Genomic DNA, 26,667 nt, shown 5'->3' on the forward strand with positions numbered 1-26,667 from the left:
TCGTTTTAAAAGATATATGTAGCCGATATAAAATAAACAGGAAAAATTAATTAAACAGCCAAAAGAAAAATCCGAACTGATATAAATTCTGATGAAAGAATTTTGAATCATAGTTCGGATTTTCCTTTGGCTAAAATACTTTTGTCCCAGCCTCATACTTCTTTGAGTTAAGATTCCGTATCGAGCGGATTGTTTATTTTATCATCGTAGACATCAAAATACAGCTGCCCGTTGGTGCCCTTTACACAGTAAAAGATATTATTTAACTGTAGCCCTTTTTTTGTAACCTCGTTAATAACCCAATCCTTTGGAATATTATGCTGCTGCAAATTTTTCCCAACCCATTTTCCGTCCATTATTAATTCGATGGGAAATGCCGAATTCCCTGTCACTATATTTAGATCCTTCACAGTAACATTACGGTAAAGTGGTTTTTTTAAGACTGACAGATGCCCATCTGCTTCTACAACAGCATATTGAACTTCCTCGATATCAAAAACATCCTTTTCTCTAAGACTTTGATTTAATGAATCCATTGTATATTTTAATTTCTTAAGATTTTCTTCTAATATTTTTCCATTTTCGATAATAATCGTTGGCTCACCGGAAAAGAGCGCTCTAGCCTTTCGATTTTTCAATGCAACAATGGTCGACAAATACACCAGGAAACTAAAGAACACAAGAGATATTAAGGCATTCCATGGCTTCATCATCGTATTGAAGGCTAAATTTGCAGAAATCGCCCCCAGGATTAAGGTTGCGATAAAGTCGTGAAGCGTCATTTGGGAAATGGTTGATTTTCCAAGAAAAAAATGCCCTATTACATACAATAAAACAAAAGCAAGGAACGTACGAGATAACACCTCTACTATTTCAATCATAATTTCATTCCTTTTTATTCCATCTACTAATCAAAACTCTTTTTATGTTCTTTCTTTGCTCTTAGTGTTTCAATGGTTACTTTGAGAGAGGAGTAACTTCCAATTGCAGCATAACCATAGAAAAAACCCATAAAGATTCCTGCTACCAGGTTACCGGGATGGCTATAAAAAATCGAGATCGCCAGACCAAAAATAACAGCTACCGTTGGTAAATAGAACCTTGGAACAGTTGTGAACAACTTAATAAGCTCTGTAAGAATCATTACAACAGGAATTGCAAGAACCGCATCCCAAATATTTGTGTGTATTGTCGGAAATTCCATTCAAGTTCCCCTTTATTGAAAATTAATGTTTCTACTTTTACATTCTTAGTCAAATGTAATGACATTATTCAAGCGTTAATCCACAAATATATAAGTAAATCTGCTAGAATAGAGGTCTGGCTTTTTAAGAATGTGTAAGAAGAGGAGATAGTTAATGGCAAATACACTACCGTTTACGATAGCAAAAGACACTAATTTCTTTGAACAGTTAGGGGACTATATCGGGGATGTTTTTTATGATATCTTGCCCGAAAAAGGGTATGAACTACGGGATGAACAAATATATATGGCTTTCCAAATCGAACAGGCCTTCAAAAATAAAGGCACGGTCTTTGCAGAAGCTGGTGTGGGAACCGGGAAAACTTTTGTTTACTTGCTCTATGCCATTTGCTATGCAAGATATATGAGAAAACCAGCGATCATCTCATGTGCGGATGAAACGCTCATAGAACAGCTTGTAAAAGAAAACGGAGACGTCCAAAAACTTGAAGAAGCTCTGGGGCTTAATGTTGATGTCAGACTGGCAAAAGCCCGCGAGCAATATGTATGCATGAGAAAATTAGATCCGTTGTCAACTCGCACAAACGATGAAGACATCTTGCAGGTACATGATGAAATACCAGAATTTGTTTTAGACGGCTCTAGCTCTATGGGATCGTTTGAGCGTTATGGAGACAGAAAAGAATATCCCTGGGTACCTAACGAAAAGTGGGAAAAAATCTCCTGGGATACTCTGCAGCAATGTTCCACCTGCGAGTGGCGACATCGTTGCGGGCAAACGCTAAACAGGAATCATTATCGCCAATCAACAGATCTAATTATTTGCTCACACGATTTTTATATGGAGCATGTCTGGACAAAAGAATCAAGAAAACGTGAAGGGCAGCTTCCTTTATTGCCTGAAGCAAGCTGTGTCGTTTTTGATGAGGGGCATTTATTGGAGTTTTCAGCACAAAAAGCACTAACCTATCGCTTCCAATCCGAAACGTTAACTACCGTATTGACCGGTTATATGAACCAGGATGTGAGGGAAGAGTCCCTTGCTATCATCGAAGACATCCTCGCTCTTCATGATGAATGGTTTGACTTGTTGAGTAAATCAGCAATTCTCTCTGAAGGGTCAAATCGAAAAGAAGTCCCTCGTTCAAAAATAATTATTGGTATGGCGGAAAAGCTTAATAAGCTCGTCCATGAACTTCTCGAACAGCTTGTTTTTGACTCTGAATTGTACGTGATTGAAGATTATCATGTCAAAATCATCGAAGAATACCTGGAGTTCTTCTCCTATGGACTTTCTGTTTTACTAAAAGAAGGGGAAGGCATATACTGGTTAGAGGAAAGTGAAACACAAACATCTTTTGTGATTATGCCTCGCTTAGTAGAAGATATTTTGGAAAAAGAAGTATTTTCGCAAAAGATTCCATTTGTCTTCTCTTCAGCCACTCTATCGAAGGCCGGTGATTTCAATTACATTGCCAGCAGTCTAGGTATTTACGATTATTCTTCATTCACCGTAGAGTCTCCATTTGATTATGAAGAGCAAATGCGAATAATCGGTCACCAGGAAGATGATGAAAAAGATAAATGGAAAAACATTCGAGAAACGTTATTGAAAAAGAAAGGAAAATCCCTCGTTTTATTTTCTACTTCAGAAGAAATGAATCGGTTTAGGCAATGGATCAGCAAACAGCCGATAGAATTTCCAATTTTATTTGAAGGGGACAGGGAGATCAGTGTTACGGTGAAAGAATTCCAACTTAATGAAGCCGCAATACTATGTTCTTATAATCTCTGGGAAGGCTTAGATGTTCCAGGAGAAACGTTAACACAGGTTATCATTTCTTCTTTACCTTTCCCTCCAAACGATCCGGTTTTTAAAGCAAAAAGGAAACACGCAGAAAATGCAAACGAAGAAGTAGATACACCTTACATGCTGCTTCGCTTAAGGCAGGGAATCGGACGTTTGATCAGAACCAGGGAAGACCATGGAATCGTTCATATTTGGATGATGGAAGAACAAAGAGAGCGCTATTTTAATGAAATTAAAAACGTTCTGCCTGTTAAAGTGGATTGGCAGGAATAGAGTGGAAAACGGACTATTGATTAGTCCGTTTTTTTAATTTGAAAATGTTTCCTGCCTTTTTTTACCGGGAATAGATAACAAATACCCTCAAATACAGTCATAAGACAAGGTGGTTTTAAAAGTGTACAAAACACTTTCTTTCGTTACGTTGTTATTTTGGGCCATAGTGGCAGGATGTTCAAACGGCGAAGAACAATCAGGGACAATAAAGGATCCTATTAATGTAGAAGTTTCTGCAGAGCCTGTGGTCAATGAGGATAATAGTATCAAAATTAAAGGAGAAACTAACATACCAGATGGAGCAGAACTATACATTGCAGTCACAAGTAAGGATATAAAATTTAAAGCTGAAAAGAAAGTGATTGTAAAAAACGGGTCTTTTGAAACGGAAAAAATTACAAATGATGGAAAAGGTCTGAAAGAAGGAACATACTATGTTAACGTTACTTTGCCTATCCACAATAAACAACCAGATGACTTTATAAGTAAAGTAGGAAAAAACTATAAAAAGCTCCAGGGTGAGTTAATGGAAGAAGATGAGCTGGGAAAAACGATGTCCTATGAAGAAAAGTTTGTCATAGAATCATAGTTTTGTAAAACAACATTTAGAGGAGGATGAAAGAAGATGGAACAAAAAGCCAATAACAGTTCAATGGCCAGAAACGAAGAAGAAATGAAAATGCTAGGAAAAGAGATGGACGACCTTGATTCCAATAAACAAGTAAAACAAAAAGGAGAATTTCCTGATCCTATTCAATCTGAAACTAACAGGACAAAGGAGTCCAAATAAAAAAGAAAGACTAACATCAATAAAATAACCCATAAAGTAAGCCGCCTAAAAATAGGCGGCTTATTTATTAGTCATCATCGCTTAATTCTTCTTTTACTTCTCCCTTATCCTTTTGGAATTCACCTTTAACCTTATCTTTCTTACCTTCTACTTGCATTTCCGTATCATCGGTTGCATTTCCGACTTGATCTTTTATTTCACCTTTTGCTTTAGAAACAGAGCCTTTCAGTTTATCGCCCAATCCTTTTTCGTCACTCATTACCAACAACTCCTTTTTAAAAAGTTGTTTGATATATTCCCATTGGATTCAGTAATAAAACCTTGACTTATTATTTGAATTATTACAACAGAGAGAGGAAAACTAAAAAGCCTCTATCCTGCAGGATAGAGACCCGGGTTATGATATGAACTTTCTTAAGAAAGTTTATGTCGTCTTCGTTATTTCTACTATAACAGGTTTATTCTCAGCACTTCAATGGATATTTCTTACCATTTCACCTTAAATTTAGAAAAAATAGGTTTAAAATCACAATGGGCAAACAGCATTCTGGTATCTATGGGTTTAAAAATCATATGAAATAGGAAGAAATAATAAGATTTTTAATTTCTAAAAATCTTAAAGCGACAATCGAAAATGAATAATGTTTTAACTTAAAAGGTTTTAGGGAAAATACATGAAAGATATAAATTCCATAAAACTGTGATGTTAGTTAAGGAGTGTATAAGATGTTAAAACTAGATCAGATAAATAAGAGTTTTATAAACGGTGAGTGGACAGAAGGGACCAGTGGAAGAACTGGGGATATTCTAAATCCATTCGATGACTCCGTTATTACTACTGTTAAGTTAGCAACAAAAGATCAGCTCAAAGAAGCATTTGAATCTGCCAGGCATGCCCAAAAAGAATGGGCAAAAACAACTACTGAAGAAAGGAAATCTTATTTGCAAAAGGCGGTTGATTATATAAAAGAAAATAAAGATGATGTTAAAGATCTCGTTATTCATGAATCAGGCGGAACCCATGTAAAAGCAGATGTCGAAATCAACTTGACGATCGGGCTTTTGGAAGAGGCAATCAATTATGCCCATGAATTGCACGATGTGAGGAATGTTGAGGATACGATCGAAGGTAAGGTAAACCATGTCCACAGGCTGCCTTTAGGAGTTATTTCTTCTATATCTCCATTTAACTTCCCGATGAATTTATCGATGAGAACAATCGCTCCTGCTATTGCTTTAGGAAATACGGTAGTTCATAAACCTGATCTACAAACAGGTCTAACGGGTGGTTCGATATTTGCTAAAGCATTCGAGGAAGCTAATCTTCCGAAAGGTGTATTCAATATGATATTAACGGATCTTGAGGAAATCGGTGACGAAATGCTAACGAACCCGATTCCCCGGTTAATCGGCTTCACAGGATCCACTAAAGTAGGGAAGAAAATTGGAGAAATCGCCGGAGGAAGTTTGAAGAGAGTGGCACTGGAGCTTGGGGGAAATAACCCGTTTGTAGTATTATCAGACGCGGATGTAGATCAGGCAGTCGATGCCGCTATCTTCGGAAAATTCATCCACCAGGGGCAAATTTGCATGATCATCAACCGATTGATCATCCACAAGGACCTTTACGAAGAATTTAAACAAAAATTTGTAGAAAGAGCGAAAGAACTACCCTACGGCGATCCTGCAGATCCCCAAACCGTTGTTGGACCGCTTATTAATAAGGAACAGCTAAATAAAGCACTTGGTATTGTCGAAAGGGCGAAGCAAAACGGCACAAATGTTGCTCTTGAAGGAGAAGCCAAAGGCAATGTTCTTTCACCATACGTCTTTTCAGAGGTTGATAATTCAAGTGAGCTAGCCCAAACGGAACTATTCGCACCGATCGCAACTTTGATAAAAGCAGAGTCTGATGAAGAAGCGATTGAAATGGCAAACGATACACAATACGGCTTAAGTTCTGCTATCTTTACAACGAATCTTGATAGAGGAGAAGAATTAGCACTTCAAATCGACAGCGGCATGACACATGTGAATGACCAGACTGTAAATGACAGCCCTATCGCACCATTCGGAGGTAATAAAGAAAGCGGAATGGGAAGATTTGGTTATCCATGGGTGATAGACGAATTTACCGTTACCAAATGGGTGTCACTTCAAACCAAATATAGAAAGTTTCCTTTCTAAAAAAGCAGGGGCAAAAGTCTTAAACCAGAGGGAAATCCGAACTATGATTCAACATTCTTTAATCAGAATTCGAATTAGTTCGGATTTTTATTTTGGCCTTTTTCGTAAAATTTGTTTGTTCTCTTTAAAACGATACTGGTGAACCATGACCCGCTCCATTTAGACTTAAATGTTTTAGAAATGTCCCAGCGTTTCAATTATTTTTTTGTTATATTTAAACGACATAATAGATTAACAGCAGACTGGTTGCCGCTACTGATACCGAAGCGAACAACCCAGTTAAAAGGGGCTTTATTCCAAGTTTCATAAGCTGTTTTATGTTCACCTGCAGACCAACAGCAGCCATCACCATCAGGATAATATATTTGGCTATGTCAGTAACCGAAGCAGAAACCGTTTCGGGTATTAATCCTACCGAATTTATTATACTGACAAGAAGGAACCAGATGACGAACCACGGAAAAGCCTGCTTTAAGGAAGCTTTTGTTCCTTCTCCCTTTTTAGTAAGCATAACACCGAGAATGATAATTACCGGCAGTAAAAACAGTGTCCTTGCAAGCTTTACAGTTGTAGCGACCTGTCCTGCGGCATCTCCATACACGTAGCCGACAGCGACTGCAGAGGAAGTATCATGCACGGCAGTTCCCGCCCAGATTCCAAACTGAGTGGAGGTTAAATGGATCACATGTCCAATAATTGGATAAAGGATAAAAGCAATCAGGTTAAAGAAAACGATAGTAGAAATAGCATAGGCTGTTTCTTCTTCTTTTGAATCCAGAATTCCTTTTACACAGGAAATGGCAGTAGCACCGCAAATGCTTGTTCCAATCCCGATCATTAAGCTTAGCTTCGGATTAACATCAAGCAATTTGCCAAAACCGATTGTCAGCATGATTCCCATTAAAACCGCCACGACCATGATCAGAATTGACTGCTTGCCAACCAGCATGATTTCTGCAAAACTAAGGCTAGCGCCAAGCATTACAATTGCGGCTTTTAATAGTTTTTTTAATGTGAAAGCAAGCCCCGGTTCAAAGACCTGCTTAACTCCAATAAAATTTCGGATACCGATACCAATCATAATCGCAAACAAAATACTGCCTATTAACGGGATCAACATACCCAGAAGCTTTGCAATCGCAGCGATACCTATCAAAAGAAGAACCCCCCAGGTACGGCGGGGGAAATTGTCTATTATTTTTCCATACGTATTTGTTAACACATTTTGCATAAAAGTATAGCTCCTTAAAAAATGCTATTTCTAGTATAATACAAGTTTGAGAGAAAGCCAGTTTACAAGCCTCTTCGCAAACGATGAACAACATAGAAAAGAGCGGCAGGACCTGTCTACACTGCCGCTTAAATCTGGATTACTTTATAAACTGTTTATCAATAAGATTTGAGAAGTCTGGTTGTTCTTTTAAGAATTTTAATTCATAAGAAGAGTTAGCAAACTCTTGGACTGCATCGTCATCTAATTCGGTGGTAAAGCCAATACGTTTCCATGCACTGTCCACAACCGATTTTTCCAGTTTTTGACCAGTGATATTTTCAATATCTTTGATTGTGATTTCTTTTGCTTCTTCAGGATTATCTTCAATAAACGCTGTTGCTTCTTTATGTGCATCTACAATTTTCTGAATTAGTTCCGGATTGTTCTTGATTTCCTCTCCGGATGTCACCAACACAGATGCAGGCAGTGTCTTGCCAAATGAAACTTTATCAGCTTCGATGATTACCTTAGCTCCAGTTTCTTGCTCAAGTACAGATCCCCAAGGTTCAGGAGCAACTGCTACGTCTATCTTTCCTGTTTCGAACATCGCAGCATATTGCGCCGGATTTCCTGTCTGATGGCGCATCGTTCCACCGATTCTTTCAGATTCGATACCCTGTTCTTTCATAAACGTTTCAAACTGAACATCATGAGTACAGCCTACACGCGGTGTGATGAACGTGTTACCAGGAATATCCTCTACTGATTCGATTCCGCTACCTTTGCGTGCTAAAACTACAGTTCCGCCAGTTGAACCTCCGGCAATCATCTTTACATCAGCACCATTGGTATAGTTATTCATCGCTGGACCCGGACCAACAAGCCCTGCCTGGATATCACCGGTTTTTAAGGCAGTCATGAAGGAAGCACCATCAGGAAATGTCTGATATTCGATTGTAATGCCATCACCAAGCTGTTCTTCATAAAAACCTTTTTCTTTAGCTATCATCGCTGGCACGTGGTTAATGTTTGGAAAATATCCGATAACTACTTTTTTAGTTTCACTTTTTCCATTGGTAGATGCATCTGAAGATCCGCACCCCGCAAGAATACCTAATACAGTAACTAGTGTTGTCATTAATAATAAAATTCGTTTCATTTTGTTTCCTCCTTCATTATGAATCAAGTCCCCAGCGACGAATGACTGATTTTTCGATGCGCTGGAAAATTAGCTGATCAACAACTGCGCCAATAACACCGATAATAACCATGACTCCAATAACAAGTGACATATTGCCAAAGTCAGAAGCATACCGCAGTGTATAACCTAATCCAGGACCAGTACTTAAAAGCTCTCCAGCCATCAAGGCACGCCAGGCAAAAGCCCATGCAAGTCGGGAACCAGTAACGAGATAAGGTACAGATGCAGGCAGGATTACTTTTATGAACAAATCAAGGCCACTTGAGCCCATTGTGCGGGCTGCTTTTATATATAAAGGGGAGACGTTTTTAATTCCCACTCGGACATTAAGCGTCATGACAAAGGTTCCCCCCAGTATAACGACAAAGATTATCGCAGATTCTCCAAGGCCAAACCACATGATAGCAAGAGGAAGCCATACTATGCTCGGAACGCTTTGGAAAGCTAAAACGAGAGATCCGATCGTGTCGTCTGCCGTCTTGGATTTCGCAAGTAAGATCCCAAGACTTGTGCCGATAGCAAGTGCAATGGCTAATCCTACAATCAACCTTTTAAAACTTGCGATCAAGTCATAGATAAGTGTCTTATCTTGAATTCCGGTGACTAAAGCTTCAAATACAGAAACAGGGGAGGGAAGAAGTATTTCTGACCATAGACCCGCTTTTGAACCCAGCTGCCATAAACCAATCACGATGACAAAAAATAATATCCGTTTAATTGCTGGTTTCATATGCTAACTCCTCATCCACGACTTTATCGATCTCTTTCTTCAAGAGTCCCATTATTCTTTCCTCAAGCTTAAGCATCCCTTCTTTATGCTCGCCACGGGGACGTGGAAGATCTACATGGATATCAGCCAAAACAGTTCCAGGCCTTGTTCCCATGACTATAATCCGGTCAGAAAGTTTAATAGACTCAGAAATGCTATGTGTAACGAACAGGATCGTTTTCTTAGTTTCGATCCAAATTTGTTCAAGCTGGTCATGTAGGCGGGTTCTTGTTTGTTCATCAAGGGCTCCGAATGGTTCATCCATTAAGAGTACCCCGGGATCCATCGCAAGTGCTCTTGCAATCGCAACACGCTGCTGCATTCCTCCTGATAATTCGTGAGGATAGTGAGAAGCATAGTTGCTGAGTTGAACCATCTTCAAGTGCTCTTTCACACGAAGTTTCGCTTCTTTTTTAGACATTTCTTTTCTCAGCGGGAACATGACATTCTCAAGCACATTCATCCAGGGAAAAATGGCTGCCTGCTGAAAGACCATTCCTCGGTCTTTTCCTGGTTTTGTAACCTTCTTATTATCGACGATTATTTCTCCGCTTGTTGCTTGCACTAATCCAGCTACCATAGAAAGCAACGTTGACTTTCCACAGCCAGAAGGCCCAAGGATGGAAACGAACTCACCTTTCCCAATATCCAGGTCAATATCCTTTAAGACATCTACAGGCAGGTTTTCTTTATTAAGGTATTGTTTATTTAAGTCCTTTATTTGAATAAACATCTAATCATCCATTCTTTAAATCCATAGTTATTTTATCGGTTTACTTTTATAAAGTATAGTAGATAACTTGGAATTGTCAAGAAGTTCACTCCATCCCCTTGCGATAAATGATATTTAAAACCGAGTCATTTAGTTTGATTTAACAGTTATTAGAATACTATTCAGTTGTTTTATTTAAGTGACTAAGAAAGACAGTGATCCTTCTTGGAAATATAAAAGGTTTTCATAAAGGAAATAGAGGGAGAACAGCGAAAGGGATTTCAGTTACTAAATTTGCACTACTTTTTAAAAGAGAGAAAGGAAGAGCCTTTTTGAAAAACGAAGAACTTATTATAGTTGCAAACGGTGTTTCCCATTGGGTAAAGATCGCAGGAGCAGAGCACAATACCATTCCTCTGATCATTGTGCATGGTGGTCCAGGTGGTAACCAACAGTTGATCCAAAAAACGCTGGGTCCAGAGTTAGAAAAGTTTAGTACAGTTATCTTTTATGAACAAAGAGGCTGTGGTAGATCGTCTCGCCCTTGCGATGCGTGGGACTATTCGATGGAAACGATTGTCAGTGACCTTGATTCTATCGTGGATCATCTTCAACTTGATACATTTAATCTGCTGGGAACGTCCTTTGGTGGTGAAATTGCAATGGAATATACAGTTGCCCATCAGGAAAAAGTTCACAAACTTCTCCTGCAAGGTCCTGTGGATGGAAATTGGGAAAGGTTACGATGCATTCAGTTCTTTGGATACCAATTCGTTGCAAAGGGAGAAGCGAAGGGAAAGATCCAACAAATATTAAGCGAAGATGGCACGTATGAAGAACGGAGTGCCAGGGTGAGAGATGTTATCGATCTTTCGACAATCGCCAGGCTTTCCATCTATAAGGAGGAGCTGATCCCTGAAGCGATGAAAGAAATGGAGAAGTTCGAAGGAAATGGTGATTACCATCTGGCGATAACGTCAAGAAAACAGAACAAGCAACCGTTATTAGACAGGATCACTACAATCAAAACGCCGACGCTGATTATAGTTGGCCTTCACGACCGAAACACAGGTATCGAAATGAGCAGGGATATTCATGCTAAAATAGACGGATCTAAACTGGTTATACTCGAGAAAAGTGCACACTACCCAGAAGTTGATGAACCTGAACGCTATATGGAAGAGATCAAACAGTTTATAGAAACACGTGAAGACTTAACACAGGGAGAATGACTGGCCGTCTAACACCATAGCTTTTAGATTTTTTAATAACAAGAGTGCTATCCTCAAAAACCGTGAAATAAGCCAATTTCTGAGAATAACGGAACATATATCCTTTTTCAATCATACAAACAGAAACCGGCTTGCCAACATTGATTGGCAAGCCGGTTTTTAACTTTAGACGGCCTTTTGGTCTTTATGAACTTTTGTGATATTTCCATTGAATTGTAACAGATTGATAATAAGGCAGAACAGAGCAAAAGCAGCTAAAAAAATGAAACCGAGATGATAGTCGCCGGTAATATCTTTTACAATACCAAGAGCGATCGGAGGGAAAAAGCCGCCAAGGCCACCGGCTGCACCAACGATTCCAGTAACAGCCCCCACATTGCCCGGTGCAACTTTCGGTACTAATTTGAATACAGCCCCATTTCCTAAACCTACGAATAAAGCAGCAGATAATGCTCCTACCGTAAACATCGTAAAGTTATTCAACATGATAGAAAGCAAGACAGCAGATGCAAGTATCCCGGCAAATAGGAATGTTAATAATCTTGCAGCTCCCAGTTTATCGGCAATGTAGCCTCCAACCGGACGAATGAAAGTTGCCAGGAACACAAAGCCTGCAGCCCTTGCCCCAGAATCTGCAGCAGATAACCCAAACACACTCTGTAGAAGTGTTGGAAGGTATATGCCAAATGCCACGAACCCTCCGAAAGTTAAGAAGTAAAACAAAGAAAGCACCCAGGTTTCTTTCAATTTTATCACGGAAAGAGATTCTTTTAATGTTTTCGATTCTCCTTTAACCGGATATTCTTTTGTTCCCGCCCAAAAGATTGCCGTTACGATTAAAAGCGCCACAGCAAGAGTATAGAATACCCAGTCAAGACCTAATGCCTGCTCAACTGTTGGGAGGATAAAACCGGCAAGCCCCGTTCCAAGGTTACCGAGTGCTACGAGACCAAGAACCAATCCCTGTTTCTCCGCCGGATACCATTTTGATACATACGCAATCCCGACCGCAAATGTTGTGCCCCCCATACCGATCAAGAAAGCCCAGAACATTAATGAATAATAGGAATGTGAAAGTCCCGCGCCGACCAATGGTATCAGCAAGAATAGCATTGTCATTGTATAGATTTTTTTACCGCCAAATTTATCGGTTAATATTCCCATCGGAATTCGAAAAACCGACCCCAAAATTACTGGAACAGCAATTAGTAAACTTCTTTCAGTTGCTGATAATCCGTATATTTTTTGTATTTCACCCGCAATGGGAGATAAGACAGACCAAGCCATAAAAGAAATCATCATTGCAATTGTAGACAAGATTAAAATACGGCTTCTTCCTCTTAATGTTCTATCCATAATTTCCCCTCCAGATTGTTTGTTACTACTATTGAACCATCTGTAATAAAGCGAAGATGTGACATCACTCACTTTTTAAAACCTTTCATTTTTCCATTTCAAAAATTGTGAGGCGGAAATTTTTATAAAAAATTCTTAATGAGGAAGAATATGTATCAAATCATCAAAGGAGCTTTTACTATGCGGAATGAACATCCTGTTAAACAAACGATCAAACACAAACAAGCGAAAAAAGCAAAAGCGGGAAGAGGACAAAAGCTGCACTGGTGGCAGCTTTCATTAATCGGCATCGGATCGGTTATCGGGGCTGGCTTTTTCCTTGGTACAGGATTGTCTATCGAAAGAGCGGGGCCTTCCGTTCTTATCCTGTATGTTATCGCAGGGATAATCGGTATCATCGTTTTTAGTGCACTTGCTGAGATGTCGGTACATGATAAGGAATCTGGTTCTTTTCGGAAATATGCGAAGCAAGCCTTCGGACACTCTTTTGGTTTTATGAGCGGTTGGATGTACTGGGTATCTGGAATCTTAATCATGGGAAGTGAAATTACAGCCCTCGCTTTATTTACACAATTTTGGTTTCCGAATTTCCCACTCTGGATTCTAATGGCGGTCTATGCTGCAGCAGGATTTGGCATCAATTTACTTGGTGTAAGCAACTTCGGGAAAATCGAATCATTGTTTGCTATCGTTAAAATCTCCACTCTTGTGGCCTTTGTTACATTTGGGGGACTTCTTCTCTTTGGTGTACTCCCACAAGAAACAGCAGTGAGTGATACTACTTTTACAACCTGGTTTCCTAACGGATTCATGGGATCATGGACTGCGATGATTTTTGTCCTTTTTTCCTTTGGTGGCATCGCTATCGTCGGTTTAATGGCTACCGAGCTAGAAAATAGGGAAGAAACCCCAAAGGCAGGCGGTATAATGGTCATCCTTTTAACGATACTCTATGGGATTTCGCTCTTTTTTGTTATCAAGATCGTCCCCTGGAACATGATTAGTGAAGATGAAAGTCCATTTGTTACAGCACTTTCTTCTTTTAACATCCCCTATGTTAGCACGCTGTTCAATGTGATACTAATAACCGCAGCTTTTTCAACAATGGTCGGAGCGTTATTTTCCATTACAAAGGTTCTTGTCTCCCTTGCTAACGATGGTGATGCACCAAAAGGGCTTGCTGTGTTTAATTCAAGAGGCGTAGCAATAAAGTCTCTTGCTGTTAATGCAATAGCCGTTACGGTTGCGATTATCGTCTCGTATGTTTTACCGAATAAAGTGTATGAGTATTTAACAACCGCAGCTGGAATTATGCTTATTTTAAACTGGGCGATGATACTTGGATCTCAAATAAAGAACCGGCCCGAGTATACAATAGAAAAAGAGAAAACACATTTTATAATGATCGGTTATCCATATACTTCTTATCTTGGTATTGCTTTGATCGCTTTAACGATTATCGGGGCTTTTTTCCAGGGAAGTGAACGAATCGGTGTATTGATCAGTTTTGGGATGACCCTATTCATTTTCATCGGCTATTATGTAATGAAGCTTTTTAAAGAGCACAGGTTTAAGGAAGATAAATTGCAGGAAGAGTAAATTAGTACAGGAAAAATTTAAAAAGATGAAAAGAACAGACAAGCCTTTTTATGTAACATCTGCTAAATTCCTTTGCATTCTAACGGGTTAGCATTTAAAATTAATAGAGGATGAAAGAAAAAAAGCTTTCGTCTAATCAGAAAGGTGTCCGTATGGATAAAAAAACAACACAATCGGAAATTTCAAGCTTTGTCGGAAAGTTACTAAGAGACAATTTTGGAAAAGGCCCCGGTTCTGTTTTTGTTTCAATAGCAAAGCCGTACATTACAATATATTTGAAAAATTTTATTTCTCCTATGGAGTCGGTGTTATTAAAACAAGGCCAAAGGGAAACTGTAGAGAGAACAAGAGATCTGCTTATGAATACTCTTATCCCAGAAATCAAAGCACATATACTGGTAACTACAGGGATGCAAATCAACGAGTTCTATTATGATTGGGCCATGCACAACCATGCAGGGATGTTTGTTTGTGTAGCGTCAGAAAGTAATGAACTTGCAGAAGATCCCCCGAATGAATATGACCAGAAAGAACTTTTTGAAAATGAACTGATCAGGGTAAGTAAACGAGTAGAAAAAGCCCCAGAACAAGTTGATTCCTGGGTTGTCAACGCCAGAACACTTATCGCGGAGCGAAAAGGCATCCTGGTACCAATTGAAAAAGAGTTAATTCGTATAGGTAAAGAGGAAACGTTAAAGCTCGCTAAAAGAAGCCTTGAAAAAAACTTTCTGCATAATAACGATCGTTTTGAGGATATTTTAAACACCAAAATTATCGATGTATTTGTTGATTGGAGCTTCAACCAGGATAAAAGCTATACTGTATTCATCTTGAACAAAATTAAATAACGGTGGAAATGAGCTAGACAATAGAGCTAGACATAAGCCGAAAAGGGAAAACCCTTTTCGGCTTTTTTGTTCTTCAAAAATAGAAAAGAGAAATCAGGGGGGAAAAGAATGACTGCATACGATATTCGTCTATCCCATAATAATAAGCAATCGAAAGTACATTCAGAAGACTACGAAACAGTGATTACAATTCTCCAGAGGCTCGAAGAAAATGAACAAGTGACTACAGCGATTAAGGAATCTGAAACAACAAATAATGAACTTATAAGTTTTCAGGCATCCGAAAGCCCGTTGGACACCATTTGCTCTATCGAAAAAGAAAAGCAACTTGTTCATTACATTGATATCTATTTATTCAAAACACTTTGTGAAGCGAATCAGATTCAGATTAACTATTTAAAGTAACCAGCAATCAAATTCTCGCGCATCTTTCTGGCAACACAAAAGTCTAAAATTTAAACACGAACTAAGAACTGGAATAAAAGTTACCGGTTCTTTTTTTATTTTGTAGGTATTTAATGGCTGTTGTTGAATGTTATAATTGAATTTACTTTGATTCAACAAAATACAACGTTATATATATATAAAACATACAGAACGAAAGGGGCAATTAAGGTGAAGTTTTTTCACACAGCAGATTGGCATTTAGGCAAGCTTGTTCAGGGAGTATACATGACGGAAGATCAGCGGGAAATCCTAAAGCAATTCATTGAGGCGATAAAGGAAGAGAAACCCGACGCAGTGGTGATTGCCGGAGATTTGTATGATCGTGCTGTACCGCCGACAGAAGCGGTTAATTTACTGGATGAAGTTCTTGAAACAATTGTCCTGAAGCTAAACACGCCGGTGCTTGCTGTTGCAGGCAACCATGACAGTCCGGGACGCTTAAACTTCGGAAGTAAAATTATGAAAAGCAACGGCTGCCATATCGTCGGTCATCTTTCAAATGATTTTGAACCTATCGTTTTACACGACGAACACGGAGAAGTGCACTTTCATTTGATTCCATATAGTGATCCGAGCATGGTACGGCATTTACTGCAGGATGACGAGATTCGTTCCCATAATGATGCAGCAGAAAAAATAATTGAAAAAATAAAAGTTAAGATGGACCCAAACTGCCGCCATGTGTTCGTTGGACATGCGTTTGTAACTCCTAACGGGGAAGAAAAAGAAAACACGAGTGATTCGGAACGGCCGCTTTCGATCGGTGGTACTGAACATATAAACGCAGGCCATTTCCAGCCATTTCATTATACCGCTCTCGGTCACCTACATCAGGCCCACTATGTTGCAAACGAAAATATTCGATATGCAGGATCTCCTTTAAAATATTCCATTTCAGAAGAGAACCATAAAAAAGGCTACAAGATTGTTGAAATTGACGGGACTGGTAAAGTTTCAGTGGAAAAGCGACTATTAAAAGCTACTCGCGATATGAGAACCATTGAAGCAAAAATGGAAGACCTTTTAAAGCATGATAAAAGTGAGGACTATGTGTTTGTACGCCTGTTAGACGAAACACCCGTTCTATCTCCGATGGAGCAAATTCGTTCCGTCTACCCAAACGCTATGCATGTTGAACGAAAAATACATATCCCTTCTGTAAACTCAGAAGGAGTAAACACTAAGGAACGCCATAATATGGATGACCTCTCTTTGTTCAAAGCGTTTTACCGTGAAGTGAAAGGAAGCGATGTTTCAGTGGAAACAGAAGCGATTTTCAAAGATGTACTTGATGAAATTCTAAAGGACGAAAATGAAACGAAGCGCGAAAACAGGATAGAAAGAACCGTCACAGTATAACACAGAAAGGAGAGAATTCGATTTGAAACCGCTAACGTTAAAGATGACAGCCTTCGGGCCATATAAGAAGACCGAAACGATAGATTTTCACGAGCTAAAGCATAATCGCCTATTCGTTGTTTCAGGCAACACCGGTGCAGGGAAAACAACTATTTTTGATGCCATTTGTTTTGCATTGTACGGTTCGGCAAGCGGTGAAGACCGAAATGATTATAAAATGCTGCGAAGTGATTTTGCCGATGATGATATCCATACTTCCGTAGAGTTTGAGTTTGAGGTTCATAGCCGCATTTATAGGATTTTAAGGCAGTTAGGACATGTGAAACAGGGGAACAAAACAGCAACAGGCGAGAAATACGAGTTTTTTGAAATAATGGCGGATAGAGAAGTTCCTTGTGTTGATAGGCAGATCGTCTCTGAAATCAATAAAAAAGTGGAAGAGATATTAGGTTTAACCCAGGACCAATTCAGTCAAATCGTGATGCTTCCACAGGGAGAGTTTCGAAAACTTTTAACATCGCAAACTGAAAATAAAGAGGAGATTTTACGACGAATCTTTAAAACAGAGCCATACAAACATATCAGCGACCGTTTAAAGGATAAGAAAAAATACGCTGAGGAGCTTTTTAAGCTAGAGTCCCAGTCGAGGGACAACTACATACAAAATATTAGCGCAGCTTTGCCGGAGCGTGAAGAGTCACATTTATTTGCAATTCTTTCCGAGGAACATTACAACATCAATCAGGTGCTTGATGGACTTGAAAAAGAGGCTGCTTTTTATACAGAAAAAATACTACTTGATCGGGAAAAATACGACAAAGCGTTTGAGGCACACAGCAAAAAAACAAACGAATACCATGAAGCAAAAGCATTGAACGAACGTTTTCTGGATTTTGATGAAAAGGAAGAAAGATTAAAGTCTCTAAACGATCAGCAGCCTGTGATAAAAGAGAAAGAAAATACACTTGAAAAAGCAGAACGTGCCGCCAGGATAGAAGTTTATGAAAATAACGCCAAAGAATGGCGCGAAGAGAAAAAAGCGAAAACAACTGCATTGGCGCAATCGAAAAGTGCATTAAAACAAGCGAATGAGCAAACGGAAAAAGCCGAAAAAGATTTTGAAGCAGAAGAGCAACGGAAAGAACAACGGGAAGAAACGGCCAAAAAGCTAGATCGCTTAAAAGATCTGCTGCCTATTGTCCAGGAAATCGATAAAAAGAAAAAGGCACTGACCGATCTGGAAGAAAAAGTTAAACAATTCGAGACACAACTTAAAACGATTGAATACCAGGTAAAATCAACTAAAGAATCAAAGGATCAACTTTTTACTCAGATTAGAGCAAGCGAAAAATCCGTTGATAAGATGCCGGAGAAACAGCAGGGATTAAGCGATCTTCGTGAAAAATGTAAAGTTCTACAGGATTATTTAAAACTCAAAAAAAACCGAGAAGAGTTGAAAAAGGACGTTCAAATAAAAGAAAAGGATTATCAAAGTATCAAATCACAATATACAGAAACCGAAAAAGCCTGGTTAAGCGGGCAGGCTATACTATTAGCCGCCCATTTACATGACGGAGAAGCATGCCCCGTCTGCGGAAGCAAGGAACACCCCGAAAAAGCCAGCACAAAAAGTGGTTACCCTACAAAGGAACAACTTGAAGCAATGAAAAAAAAGCTGGAAGAAAAGGAAGGGGCATACCGAGATGCGTTAGCCCGAATCAATGCAGTTTCCTCCCAGCTTGATGCAAAGGCCGAAGAAGTCACTCAGTACGATGTGGCGTTATCAGATGCAAACGCTGTGTTCACACAGCTGGTCGAACAGGGAAAACAGTTAAAACAAGAAGTGGAAGCGTTAAAGAAAGAACGGGAAGACCTTTCAAAGAAAAAAGAATCCCATGAAAAGCTCGAAAAACAAATCGAAAAGCTAGAAACAAAAAAAGCAGAAGTCGAAAGTACTTTTAACGAACAAAAGTCAGCTTACGCTTCACAAAAAGCCGTTTACGAGGACAACCTGAAAACGGTTCCTGAAGAAATACGCATCTTATCAGAACTGGAAAAGAAAATTAGCGAAACAGAGCGGTTAAAAACAAAGCTCGAAAAAGCCTGGGAAGAAGCGCAGAAGCGACTTCAATTTGCAATACAAGAGCAAACAAAAGCGGTATCTAACGTTGAACACGCCCATAAACAACTCGAGGAAACAGAAAGCAAGAAAGAAAAAACAGAGGAGCAATTTAAAAAAGCTCTCAGTGAAGCTAAATTCGAAACAGAAGAGGCATATCAAACATCAAAGATGCAGGAAGTAAAGCGGCAGCAGCTTAAATCCCAGATCGAGACATTCAAACAGAATTTAGCTACTTTAACATACCAAGTAAATGAACTACAGGTAGCGTTAAAGGAGAAAAAAAGAGTAGACCTATCAGCGATCTCCGAAGAAATGGAACGGTTAAAGCAAGCGTATGAAACAGCATTAAATGCTTTAAACCAATCCAAAGAGTATAAGGAAGAAGCGGTTGAATTAAAAACACACATCATTGAAGCAAATGAAAAAGTTGCCGATTTAGAACAACAGATGAACCGAATTGCCGATCTATATGATATGATACGGGGCCAGAACAGCAAAAAAATCTCGTTTGAAAGGTATCTGCAAATTGAATACCTGGAACAAATAATCGATGCAGCAAACCAGCGATTAAGAAGACTATCAAACGGACAGTTCTATTTGATCAGAAGTGAACGCCAGGAAAGCCGCGGAAAACAGAGCGGGCTTGGGCTAGACGTACATGATGCATACACAGGGCAAACACGGGACGTCAAAACGCTTTCAGGCGGCGAAAAGTTTAACGCTTCCCTTTGTCTGGCACTCGGAATGGCAGACGTTATACAAAGCTTCCAGGGCGGAGTTTCAATCGAAACAATGTTCATCGATGAGGGTTTTGGTTCTTTGGATGAAGAATCTCTTAATAAATCGATCGACACGCTTGTAGACCTGCAACAATCCGGACGTATGATCGGCGTAATATCACACGTTCAGGAACTTAAAGCCGCAATACCGGCGATTCTTGAAGTGAAAAAAACAAAAGAAGGCTATAGTGAAACGAGATTTGTAATAAAATAATTTGTTATGAAGTCAGGAGACTGTACAAACGTACGGTCTCCTTTTTTGTTTTAAGTAAAAATAGTCTAATCGCTTTTAGTTTGTTAGATTATATCACACCAATACGGCGTGGTGTATTTTATACGAGAACTGAAAACCTTTCCATAACAGCAATTACGAAAAAGGGAGTTGAAGTTACAACTTTGTTTACAGTAACTGAAACAAAATATGTTGTAAGGTTATCTTACAATTTTATTGTTTCAGAAAATTTCGAATGCCATAATCATTATTACAAATAAAGTTAGCAAAGGGAGAGTTGAAAGTGGATTCGATTTTTTTGATGAACAACGTCTGGGTAGTTATTGCAGGGATCCTGGTTTTATTTATGCAGGGTGGCTTCATTTTACTTGAAGCAGGATCGACAAGGATGAAAAACGCCGGTCATATTGCCGGTAAAACTATTTTCTCTGTCGGTATCGTTTCACTTGTTTTCTGGGCAGTTGGTTATGGTCTTATTTATGGGGAAGGAAACGCATTCGTTGGACTTTCTAATTTCTTTTATGGTGATTTTACAACGATGGGAGACGGCCTTGCTGCTTCCGTTGATTTCTTTTTCCAATTAACGTTTGCAGCAATCGCATTGACGATCGGCTTTGGAGGTTTTGCTGAACGGGCTAAGCTGTCGGCATATGTTATCTTCGCACTTCTTTTTTCCGTACTGGTGTATCCGGTTGTAGCTCACTGGATCTGGGGAGGTGGATGGCTTGCTGAACATGGTAAACAGGATTTCGCAGGTTCAACAGTCGTCCATTTAACAGGAGCGATGTCAGCACTTGCAGCAACAATAATTTTAAAGCCACGTATCGGTAAGTACAACAAAGACGGTTCTTCAAACGAGATCGCCGGCCATAACCAGGTATTCACTGCACTGGGTGTGTTGATCTTATGGGTAGGCTGGTTTGGTTTTAATGCTGGAAGTACTTTTGGAGTAGATAGTGCATTTTTTGGATATGTTGCACTAAACACACAGCTCGCGGCTGCTGCAGGAGCAGTGGCTGCAATGTTCATCGCATGGGCATACACAGGAAAAGCGGATATTCCGACCACATTGAACGGGGCTCTTGCAGGATTGGTTGCGATCACTGCATCATGTGCTTTTGTTGAACCGTGGGCGGCAGTAATAATCGGTCTTATCGGCGGGCTGATCGTGTTCTTCAGCATGAAGTTCTTCGACAGGGCACGAGTCGACGACCCAATTTTCGCTCTTTCTGTACACGGAACTGCAGGTATCTGGGGAACACTTTCAAACGGTTTTTTTGCGACGCCAGAACTTGCGGAAGCAGTTGGACGACCAGGATTATTTTACGGTGGAGGCTTTACTCAGCTTGGTGTTCAAACCTTAGGAATCGTATCATCAGGGTTATATGCATTTATCGTTTCGTTTGTTATATTAAAAATAATGAACAGTGTGATGGGCGGTATCAGAGTAACAGAGGAAGAGGAAATCATAGGCCTTGATCTGAGCGAACACGGAAGCTACGGATATCCGGAAAGCATGCCAGAACAAGAATCCAAACATGAAAAGCCGGGTGCCTGAGAATGGAAAGTTTAACGACAAGGAATGATCATATGGCGGGTTACCAAAAACTTTGGCAATTAAGAAACGATCAAATTTCTATTGTTTCAAATGATCACAAAAAACTTAATCAGTTTCATGAAGAGTTAATGATGAAGGTTGTCCAAATTGCGATTGACAAAACAGTAAGTGAGCTGGGGCCAATCCCTGCTCACTTTGCTTTTTTTGTTACGGGAAGTGCCGGAAGGCTAGAGCAATCAATATGGAGCGACCAGGACCACGGCATCATATACGAAGAGAAAGAGAATTGCCAGAAATACTTCCTATCATTAGGTAAAGAAATTTCAAAAGGGCTTGAAATTGCAGGATATCCATTATGTCCAGGTAATGTGATGGCTTCAAATCCCATCTGGTGCCAATCTTCAAGCAAATGGGAGAAGCAAATCAGCGAGTGGCTCAATACAGAGACCCTGGAATCCCTCCGTTACTTTTCCACTTTTTTTGATTCCAGGGTTTTGTTCGGCGAAACGAAACTGCTTCATGATCTTAAATCAACAGCTTTTTCTAAGCTTGAAGCGGAACCGAGGCTTTATCTTCGCCTACTGGAAAATGTAAGGCATTATAAAAAGGCACTCGGGCCCTTTGGACAGTTACTTCCTGAACAACACGGCGAATATAAGGGGTATATTGATTTAAAAAAGGCAGTATCATATCCATTTGTTAATGGATTACGACTTCTTTCATTAAAGGAAAAAATTTCATCCCCTTCTACCATTGAACGCTTTAATCAGCTTCCATCGGAATATAAAAGCATTAAAAAATACAAGCCTGACTTCATCGAGCTGCTTGTTTTCCAACTACACATCAAAAAAGACGCTAAAGACTACGAAGACGTCCATTTAATCGATCCCGGTACCATGACAAGGGATGAAAAGCATGTCTTAAAGCACCTGGCAAGAAGCGCGCATAAACTTTTTTCAGAAGTAACTGCAGTTATAGAAAAGGGTGTTGGTGAACTTGATTAATAACATGATCCAATTCTTAAAACAATTGTCAGGAAATCGAGGAGCTAACATTTATTCTTCTACAAGCCAAACAGACCCAAAACAAATTGCATTTATGAGACAAATCGAACGAGAACGAAAAAAGGAACAGGTTCTGGATATACCACTTACCGAATTGAAAATAGTGGTATTCGATATTGAGACTACAGGATTTTCACCTGATCAGGGTGACAGGATTTTATCTATCGGAGCGATAAAAATGAAGGGCAGTAAACTATTAGAAGATGATACGTTTTATTCTCTCGTTTACAGTGAGCAAAGCCCTTCTTTAAAAGTCCAGACTTTAACTGGAATTACACTGGACCAGCTAAATGAAGCACCTAAAATCGAAGAGGTTTTTAAAGCTTTTAATCAATTTGTGCAAGCATCTCCGCTTGTTGCCCACCATAGCAACCATGAAAAGAAATTCATGAGCTATTTTTCATGGACTACCTTGAGAAAAGGGTTTAACAGACGCCTAATCGACACCTCTTTTCTTACCCAAATCGTTAACCCTTCATTGAACTTTGTTACACTTGACGAATGTTGTTCCCATTTCGGGATACCGATCTCCCAACGCCATCACGCTCTTGGAGATGCAATCATGACCGCAAAGCTCTGGGGGGAAAACGTACAGGCTGTTCAGGAAAGGGGCTTTAGAACATTAAGGGATGTATATACTCACCTCGCTCGAAAATAACCCCGATATAGAGAAAAGGAGGCTGCCATTAAGGAAGCCTCCTTAGTAATCAAAGAAAAAGAGAAGGTTGCATATTGGAGTGAAAGGTTCACTTCAGCATTACGATTTCTCCAGACATCATGTAGAGCAGGGTTAATCTTTTCCACGTCCGATTCACTGTTGATTCCGCTTATATCAAATGTTCCAGTCTTCACGAATATACCCCGCTTCTTAAGGAACTTTTTTACCTTTTCACAATAATTTAATCGCATTAAAGCCATACTAGGAACAAAAATCTTAGGGAGGTTTTAATGTGAGGAAACAACTGAAGTTATCTTGCTTTCTCCTTCTTGTTCTCGTCGGATTTCTAGATGGGTGTGCAATAAACGATAACAATAACAATAACTTTGATAATCAACCCGATATCAATAATGTTAATGTAAAAACGCAGAATGAGGATAGATACGATCTAAACGATATCGATGATTCCGACCCGCGTCCAGGGGGTAATAATGATTTTTTGGAAAATGGAGAAATGGATGAGGAAAGACATAAACAGCTTGGACCGCTGCAGAATGATGATGACATTAATTTTAATGACGGGAATGAAAGGGAAACAGCTGATTAAAAATCAAAAAAGCGTGTAAACCTGTACATCGGTTTACACGCTTTATGCTGTTATTTGAATGTGATATACACATGCTCGACAGTATCGATCATCGATAACAAGTCAGAAAAGCTATCTTTGATATCATTTTTTGCCTGGTCTATCTTTTCGTTGTCCTTTGAGATCTCTTTTTTCGCAATTTTTACCGCAAAGTCGAGATGTCTCATACGGCTCTCATCAGAATATCCCGTTGAAAACAGTCCTTTAAAACTATTTGTTTCGGTTTTTGATGTATTAAGTCGAACGTTTAATTCAGGATCAGGTATCGCGATTGACAAAGTTTTAGTTTTCGGATCATATGATACATCATTTTCTGTCACTTTTAAGAGATCACTTCTTAAATCATAAAAAACAAACGCATCCATCTTTACGCTTTTTCCACCGATTTGATGTTTAACTTTATCCCAAAATGAGTTATCTTTATCCATCGTACCAATCTCGATCGGATAGCTTGCTTCATAGGTATTGCTTGTAAGATTTGCTTCTTCATGTATTTTTTCTATCGCAATCTTTCCAACCTTGATATCATCTTCTGAGTCACCGGATACTGCATAAACAGTATCAAGATCATCCTTCGAATATTGGATAAGCTGTAGGGAAACAGCTGTAGCTGCGATACTGAACAAAATTAAAGTCAGAACGGTGGAGATTTTTATTTTCATTAAGATCCTCCCTCAGTTAATCTAACCCCATTATAGAACATAAAACGACAAGTATGGGAAACATTACAAAAAAAGGTAAGGTTTAACTATATCGGAGAAGAGGCGGAGTAATTCTCTAGAGAGTTAAAGTATTTTAAGAAACTCTTTTTACGGCCAAATAGCGATATCACCATCACCGTCCTGTGATCCATACTTATGCAAACATAGCCGTAGATTAGTGCAATTTTGCCATCATCCCAACTGAAAAACGGGTAACATTAGTAGTTATGTCAGATGTTTTTTTAAACTATCCCTTGTATCATTGTCTAGTGTTAAGTGATCACCATTCTCACGAAACGAGGTTTTGTCTTGAAATTAGATGAATACGTTGAATTCTTAAAAACAAACAGAGCAGAGAATTTAAAAAATGCTTACTTGAAGGCAATCAAAGAAAAAAAGAATAAGCAAACAGATGCATACCTTTGCAAACGATGCCCAAAGCAAGCAATATAGCGTTGAGATTAAAACTATGCAGTAAGAAAGAACAGCAGGCCGATCGCCTGCTGTTCTTGTTTCTAAAAAACGTTATATTCGTGCTAAAACTGTAGCGTATTACAATTTGTCATGGTTGTTCGCTTCGTCCTTCACTTCACTCCGGAGCTCCTGCAAGCTATCTTCGCGCCGGTCATTTTTCGCTTCCACCTGCTGATGTTGTACCTCACTATCTGTAAATTGAAGAGACTGTTCTGCTTCTCGCTTATTTTCTACCGTATTTTCAATAATGTGCTGAAGTTTTTCCACCTTTTCATTGTTGTTATTTTGACTTGTCATTGAAAAAACCTCCTTAAGATGTCTTTAGTGTTCGTTTTCCACATGAAAATAGAGTAAAACGTCGTTATAGGGGATGTTACATGATTTGGTAAAATAGTTTTCTCTTCTAAACCAAACACATTGAAAATGCATTACCTTTTTAATCAAAAAACATGTTTGCTATCATAAAACCATATTTAAAGAAGGGGATGAGCAGATAGTGGCAAAAAACGTACGGCTTGGAAAAACAGATCTTTTCGTGAATCCAATCGGCCTTGGAACAAATGCAGTAGGAGGCCATAACCTTTATCCTAACCTTGATGAAGAAGAGGGAAAAGAACTTGTTAGTACAGCTTTAAATAACGGAATAAACTTTCTGGATACTGCTTTCATCTATGGACCGGAAAGATCAGAGGAATTGATCGGCGAGGTGCTGAAAGAAAACGGCAAACGAAATGAAGCCGTCATTGCTACAAAAGGTGCGCATAAGTTCGTTGGGGAAGAAGTGGTCTTTGATAACTCCCCAGCTTTTTTAAAACAAGCAGTGGAAAGCAGCTTAAAACGGCTGAAAACGGACATGATCGATTTATTTTATATCCATTTTCCTGATGAAAATACTCCAAAAGACGAAGCGGTAGGTGCTTTGAAGACTTTAAAAGATGAAGGAAAAATAAGAGCGATCGGTGTTTCAAACTTTTCAATCGACCAGTTGAAAGAAGCCAATAAGGACGGTTACGTAGACGTCTACCAGGGAGAATATAACCTGTTACAGCGTAAGGCAGAGGTTGAGCTTTTTCCATATACGAAAGAACATAACATTTCGTTCGTTCCATACTTTCCGCTTGCATCCGGATTGTTAGCAGGAAAATACAATAAAGATACCGAGTTCAATGATCTGCGCTCAAAAATGCCGCATTTTCAAGGAAAATCTTTTCAACAGAATTTAGAAAAAGTAGACCGGTTGAGGAAAATTGCGAACCGAAAGAATGTAGAAGTCGCCCACGTTGTTCTAGCCTGGTATTTAACCAGGGATTCCATCGACACTGTTATACCGGGTGCCAAGAGAGCAGAACAAGTATTGAATAACTTAAAAACACTCGATGTTCAGTTGACAGAGGAAGAAGTAAAAGAAATCGACCAGATTTTCCAATAATAGA

25 protein-coding genes are annotated in these 26,667 nt (G+C 39.2%); 15 read left to right on the plus strand and 10 right to left on the minus strand.

Annotated features, from left to right (window positions below):
• Positions 1-167: 167 nt before the first annotated feature.
• Both FCL54_RS12350 and FCL54_RS12355 read right to left on the minus strand, forming a co-directional pair.
• The gene (locus tag FCL54_RS12350) at positions 168-881 is read right to left on the minus strand and encodes a DUF421 domain-containing protein (RefSeq protein ID WP_138126872.1); all 714 of its coding nucleotides are present in this window, start codon (positions 879-881) and stop codon (positions 168-170) included.
• Between the two features lie 26 nt (positions 882-907).
• Positions 908-1,204 carry a hypothetical protein gene (locus FCL54_RS12355; protein WP_138126874.1) on the minus strand — a complete coding sequence of 99 codons (297 nt, stop codon included), beginning with the start codon at positions 1,202-1,204 and terminating at the stop codon, positions 908-910.
• Positions 1,205-1,358: 154 nt separating this feature from the next.
• Between FCL54_RS12355 and FCL54_RS12360 the strand changes: the two genes are divergently transcribed.
• The 3 genes from FCL54_RS12360 to FCL54_RS24030 all read left to right on the plus strand — a co-directional run bounded on the left by FCL54_RS12360 (position 1,359) and on the right by FCL54_RS24030 (position 4,077).
• Positions 1,359-3,287: an ATP-dependent DNA helicase gene (locus FCL54_RS12360; RefSeq protein ID WP_138126876.1), complete on the plus strand. Its 1,929-nt coding sequence runs from the start codon at positions 1,359-1,361 to the stop codon at positions 3,285-3,287.
• 121 nt (positions 3,288-3,408) lie between these two features.
• On the plus strand, positions 3,409-3,876 hold the full coding sequence (locus FCL54_RS12365; RefSeq protein ID WP_138126878.1) for a hypothetical protein: 468 nt from the start codon (positions 3,409-3,411) through the stop codon (positions 3,874-3,876).
• A 36-nt stretch (positions 3,877-3,912) separates the two neighbouring features.
• On the plus strand, positions 3,913-4,077 hold the full coding sequence (locus FCL54_RS24030; RefSeq protein WP_171016822.1) for a hypothetical protein: 165 nt from the start codon (positions 3,913-3,915) through the stop codon (positions 4,075-4,077).
• Positions 4,078-4,144: 67 nt separating this feature from the next.
• Here the strand turns inward: FCL54_RS24030 and FCL54_RS12370 are convergent, their stop codons facing one another.
• Positions 4,145-4,336, minus strand: coding sequence for a CsbD family protein (locus FCL54_RS12370; RefSeq protein ID WP_138126880.1), 192 nt, complete (start codon positions 4,334-4,336; stop codon positions 4,145-4,147).
• A 467-nt stretch (positions 4,337-4,803) separates the two neighbouring features.
• On the opposite strand from FCL54_RS12370, the gene FCL54_RS12375 reads away from it, so the two are divergent.
• Positions 4,804-6,264 (plus strand): aldehyde dehydrogenase family protein, encoded by a 1,461-nt coding sequence (locus tag FCL54_RS12375; RefSeq protein WP_138126882.1) that lies wholly within the window; start codon positions 4,804-4,806, stop codon positions 6,262-6,264.
• A gap of 214 nt (positions 6,265-6,478) precedes the next feature.
• Here the strand turns inward: FCL54_RS12375 and FCL54_RS12380 are convergent, their stop codons facing one another.
• The 4 genes from FCL54_RS12380 to FCL54_RS12395 all read right to left on the minus strand — a co-directional run bounded on the left by FCL54_RS12380 (position 6,479) and on the right by FCL54_RS12395 (position 10,180).
• On the minus strand, positions 6,479-7,495 hold the full coding sequence (locus FCL54_RS12380) for a YeiH family protein (protein WP_138126884.1): 1,017 nt from the start codon (positions 7,493-7,495) through the stop codon (positions 6,479-6,481).
• 139 nt (positions 7,496-7,634) lie between these two features.
• Positions 7,635-8,636, minus strand: coding sequence for an aliphatic sulfonate ABC transporter substrate-binding protein (locus tag FCL54_RS12385; protein ID WP_138126886.1), 1,002 nt, complete (start codon positions 8,634-8,636; stop codon positions 7,635-7,637).
• 16 nt (positions 8,637-8,652) lie between these two features.
• Complete coding sequence (locus FCL54_RS12390) at positions 8,653-9,408, minus strand: ABC transporter permease (protein WP_138126888.1); 756 nt, start codon at positions 9,406-9,408, stop codon at positions 8,653-8,655.
• Positions 9,392-10,180: an ABC transporter ATP-binding protein gene (locus tag FCL54_RS12395; protein ID WP_138126890.1), complete on the minus strand. Its 789-nt coding sequence runs from the start codon at positions 10,178-10,180 to the stop codon at positions 9,392-9,394. The genes FCL54_RS12390 and FCL54_RS12395 overlap by 17 nt, the downstream gene beginning before the upstream one ends.
• 311 nt (positions 10,181-10,491) lie before the next feature.
• Between FCL54_RS12395 and FCL54_RS12400 the strand changes: the two genes are divergently transcribed.
• Positions 10,492-11,391, plus strand: a complete 900-nt coding sequence (locus tag FCL54_RS12400; protein WP_171016823.1) for an alpha/beta fold hydrolase — start codon at positions 10,492-10,494, stop codon at positions 11,389-11,391.
• 165 nt (positions 11,392-11,556) lie between these two features.
• Here the strand turns inward: FCL54_RS12400 and FCL54_RS12405 are convergent, their stop codons facing one another.
• Positions 11,557-12,747 carry an MFS transporter gene (locus FCL54_RS12405; protein WP_138126894.1) on the minus strand — a complete coding sequence of 397 codons (1,191 nt, stop codon included), beginning with the start codon at positions 12,745-12,747 and terminating at the stop codon, positions 11,557-11,559.
• A 180-nt stretch (positions 12,748-12,927) separates the two neighbouring features.
• Here FCL54_RS12405 and FCL54_RS12410 point away from each other — a divergent pair, with 180 nt between their 5' ends.
• From FCL54_RS12410 to FCL54_RS12455, 9 genes are all read left to right on the plus strand, one after another.
• Positions 12,928-14,346, plus strand: coding sequence for an amino acid permease (locus tag FCL54_RS12410; protein ID WP_138127190.1), 1,419 nt, complete (start codon positions 12,928-12,930; stop codon positions 14,344-14,346).
• Positions 14,347-14,498: 152 nt separating this feature from the next.
• Entirely contained in the window at positions 14,499-15,194 is a 696-nt protein-coding gene (locus FCL54_RS12415; RefSeq protein ID WP_138126896.1) for a Na-translocating system protein MpsC family protein, read from the plus strand.
• 108 nt (positions 15,195-15,302) lie between these two features.
• The gene (locus FCL54_RS12420; protein ID WP_138126898.1) at positions 15,303-15,599 is read left to right on the plus strand and encodes a hypothetical protein; all 297 of its coding nucleotides are present in this window, start codon (positions 15,303-15,305) and stop codon (positions 15,597-15,599) included.
• A 210-nt stretch (positions 15,600-15,809) separates the two neighbouring features.
• On the plus strand, positions 15,810-17,000 hold the full coding sequence (locus tag FCL54_RS12425) for an exonuclease SbcCD subunit D (protein WP_138126900.1): 1,191 nt from the start codon (positions 15,810-15,812) through the stop codon (positions 16,998-17,000).
• A gap of 22 nt (positions 17,001-17,022) precedes the next feature.
• On the plus strand, positions 17,023-20,115 hold the full coding sequence (locus FCL54_RS12430; protein WP_138126902.1) for an AAA family ATPase: 3,093 nt from the start codon (positions 17,023-17,025) through the stop codon (positions 20,113-20,115).
• A gap of 301 nt (positions 20,116-20,416) precedes the next feature.
• Entirely contained in the window at positions 20,417-21,691 is a 1,275-nt protein-coding gene (locus FCL54_RS12435; protein WP_138126904.1) for an ammonium transporter, read from the plus strand.
• Between the two features lie 2 nt (positions 21,692-21,693).
• Positions 21,694-22,695 carry a DUF294 nucleotidyltransferase-like domain-containing protein gene (locus tag FCL54_RS12440; protein WP_246055228.1) on the plus strand — a complete coding sequence of 334 codons (1,002 nt, stop codon included), beginning with the start codon at positions 21,694-21,696 and terminating at the stop codon, positions 22,693-22,695.
• Positions 22,688-23,413 (plus strand): exonuclease domain-containing protein, encoded by a 726-nt coding sequence (locus FCL54_RS12445; RefSeq protein WP_425467124.1) that lies wholly within the window; start codon positions 22,688-22,690, stop codon positions 23,411-23,413. Before FCL54_RS12440 ends, FCL54_RS12445 begins: the two co-directional genes overlap by 8 nt.
• A 292-nt stretch (positions 23,414-23,705) precedes the next feature.
• Positions 23,706-24,020, plus strand: a complete 315-nt coding sequence (locus FCL54_RS12455; RefSeq protein WP_138126910.1) for a hypothetical protein — start codon at positions 23,706-23,708, stop codon at positions 24,018-24,020.
• 50 nt (positions 24,021-24,070) lie between these two features.
• Here the strand turns inward: FCL54_RS12455 and FCL54_RS12460 are convergent, their stop codons facing one another.
• Both FCL54_RS12460 and FCL54_RS12465 read right to left on the minus strand, forming a co-directional pair.
• Positions 24,071-24,721, minus strand: coding sequence for a hypothetical protein (locus tag FCL54_RS12460; protein WP_138126912.1), 651 nt, complete (start codon positions 24,719-24,721; stop codon positions 24,071-24,073).
• 591 nt (positions 24,722-25,312) lie between these two features.
• A complete protein-coding gene (locus FCL54_RS12465) occupies positions 25,313-25,531 on the minus strand; it encodes a small acid-soluble spore protein Tlp (RefSeq protein WP_138126914.1) in 219 nt (72 codons plus the stop codon).
• Between the two features lie 199 nt (positions 25,532-25,730).
• On the opposite strand from FCL54_RS12465, the gene FCL54_RS12470 reads away from it, so the two are divergent.
• Positions 25,731-26,663: an aldo/keto reductase gene (locus tag FCL54_RS12470; protein WP_138126916.1), complete on the plus strand. Its 933-nt coding sequence runs from the start codon at positions 25,731-25,733 to the stop codon at positions 26,661-26,663.
• The last annotated feature ends 4 nt before the right edge of the window (positions 26,664-26,667 follow it).

This window comes from Exobacillus caeni (assembly GCF_005747095.1).
Taxonomy (GTDB): domain Bacteria; phylum Bacillota; class Bacilli; order Bacillales; family Guptibacillaceae; genus Exobacillus; species Exobacillus caeni.

Bases quoted from the DNA above. Each gene is read 5' to 3' on its own strand.
- FCL54_RS12350 (WP_138126872.1), bottom strand. From the start codon at position 881: ATGATTGAAATAGTAGAGGTGTTATCTCGTACGTTCCTTGCTTTTGTT.
- FCL54_RS12355 (WP_138126874.1), bottom strand. From the start codon at position 1,204: ATGGAATTTCCGACAATACACACAAATATTTGGGATGCGGTTCTTGCA.
- FCL54_RS12360 (WP_138126876.1), top strand. From the start codon at position 1,359: ATGGCAAATACACTACCGTTTACGATAGCAAAAGACACTAATTTCTTT.
- FCL54_RS24030 (WP_171016822.1), top strand. From the start codon at position 3,913: ATGGAACAAAAAGCCAATAACAGTTCAATGGCCAGAAACGAAGAAGAA.
- FCL54_RS12370 (WP_138126880.1), bottom strand. From the start codon at position 4,336: ATGAGTGACGAAAAAGGATTGGGCGATAAACTGAAAGGCTCTGTTTCT.
- FCL54_RS12375 (WP_138126882.1), top strand. From the start codon at position 4,804: ATGTTAAAACTAGATCAGATAAATAAGAGTTTTATAAACGGTGAGTGG.
- FCL54_RS12380 (WP_138126884.1), bottom strand. From the start codon at position 7,495: ATGCAAAATGTGTTAACAAATACGTATGGAAAAATAATAGACAATTTC.
- FCL54_RS12385 (WP_138126886.1), bottom strand. From the start codon at position 8,636: ATGAAACGAATTTTATTATTAATGACAACACTAGTTACTGTATTAGGT.
- FCL54_RS12390 (WP_138126888.1), bottom strand. From the start codon at position 9,408: ATGAAACCAGCAATTAAACGGATATTATTTTTTGTCATCGTGATTGGT.
- FCL54_RS12395 (WP_138126890.1), bottom strand. From the start codon at position 10,180: ATGTTTATTCAAATAAAGGACTTAAATAAACAATACCTTAATAAAGAA.
- FCL54_RS12405 (WP_138126894.1), bottom strand. From the start codon at position 12,747: ATGGATAGAACATTAAGAGGAAGAAGCCGTATTTTAATCTTGTCTACA.
- FCL54_RS12410 (WP_138127190.1), top strand. From the start codon at position 12,928: ATGCGGAATGAACATCCTGTTAAACAAACGATCAAACACAAACAAGCG.
- FCL54_RS12415 (WP_138126896.1), top strand. From the start codon at position 14,499: ATGGATAAAAAAACAACACAATCGGAAATTTCAAGCTTTGTCGGAAAG.
- FCL54_RS12420 (WP_138126898.1), top strand. From the start codon at position 15,303: ATGACTGCATACGATATTCGTCTATCCCATAATAATAAGCAATCGAAA.
- FCL54_RS12440 (WP_246055228.1), top strand. From the start codon at position 21,694: ATGGAAAGTTTAACGACAAGGAATGATCATATGGCGGGTTACCAAAAA.
- FCL54_RS12460 (WP_138126912.1), bottom strand. From the start codon at position 24,721: ATGAAAATAAAAATCTCCACCGTTCTGACTTTAATTTTGTTCAGTATC.
- FCL54_RS12465 (WP_138126914.1), bottom strand. From the start codon at position 25,531: ATGACAAGTCAAAATAACAACAATGAAAAGGTGGAAAAACTTCAGCAC.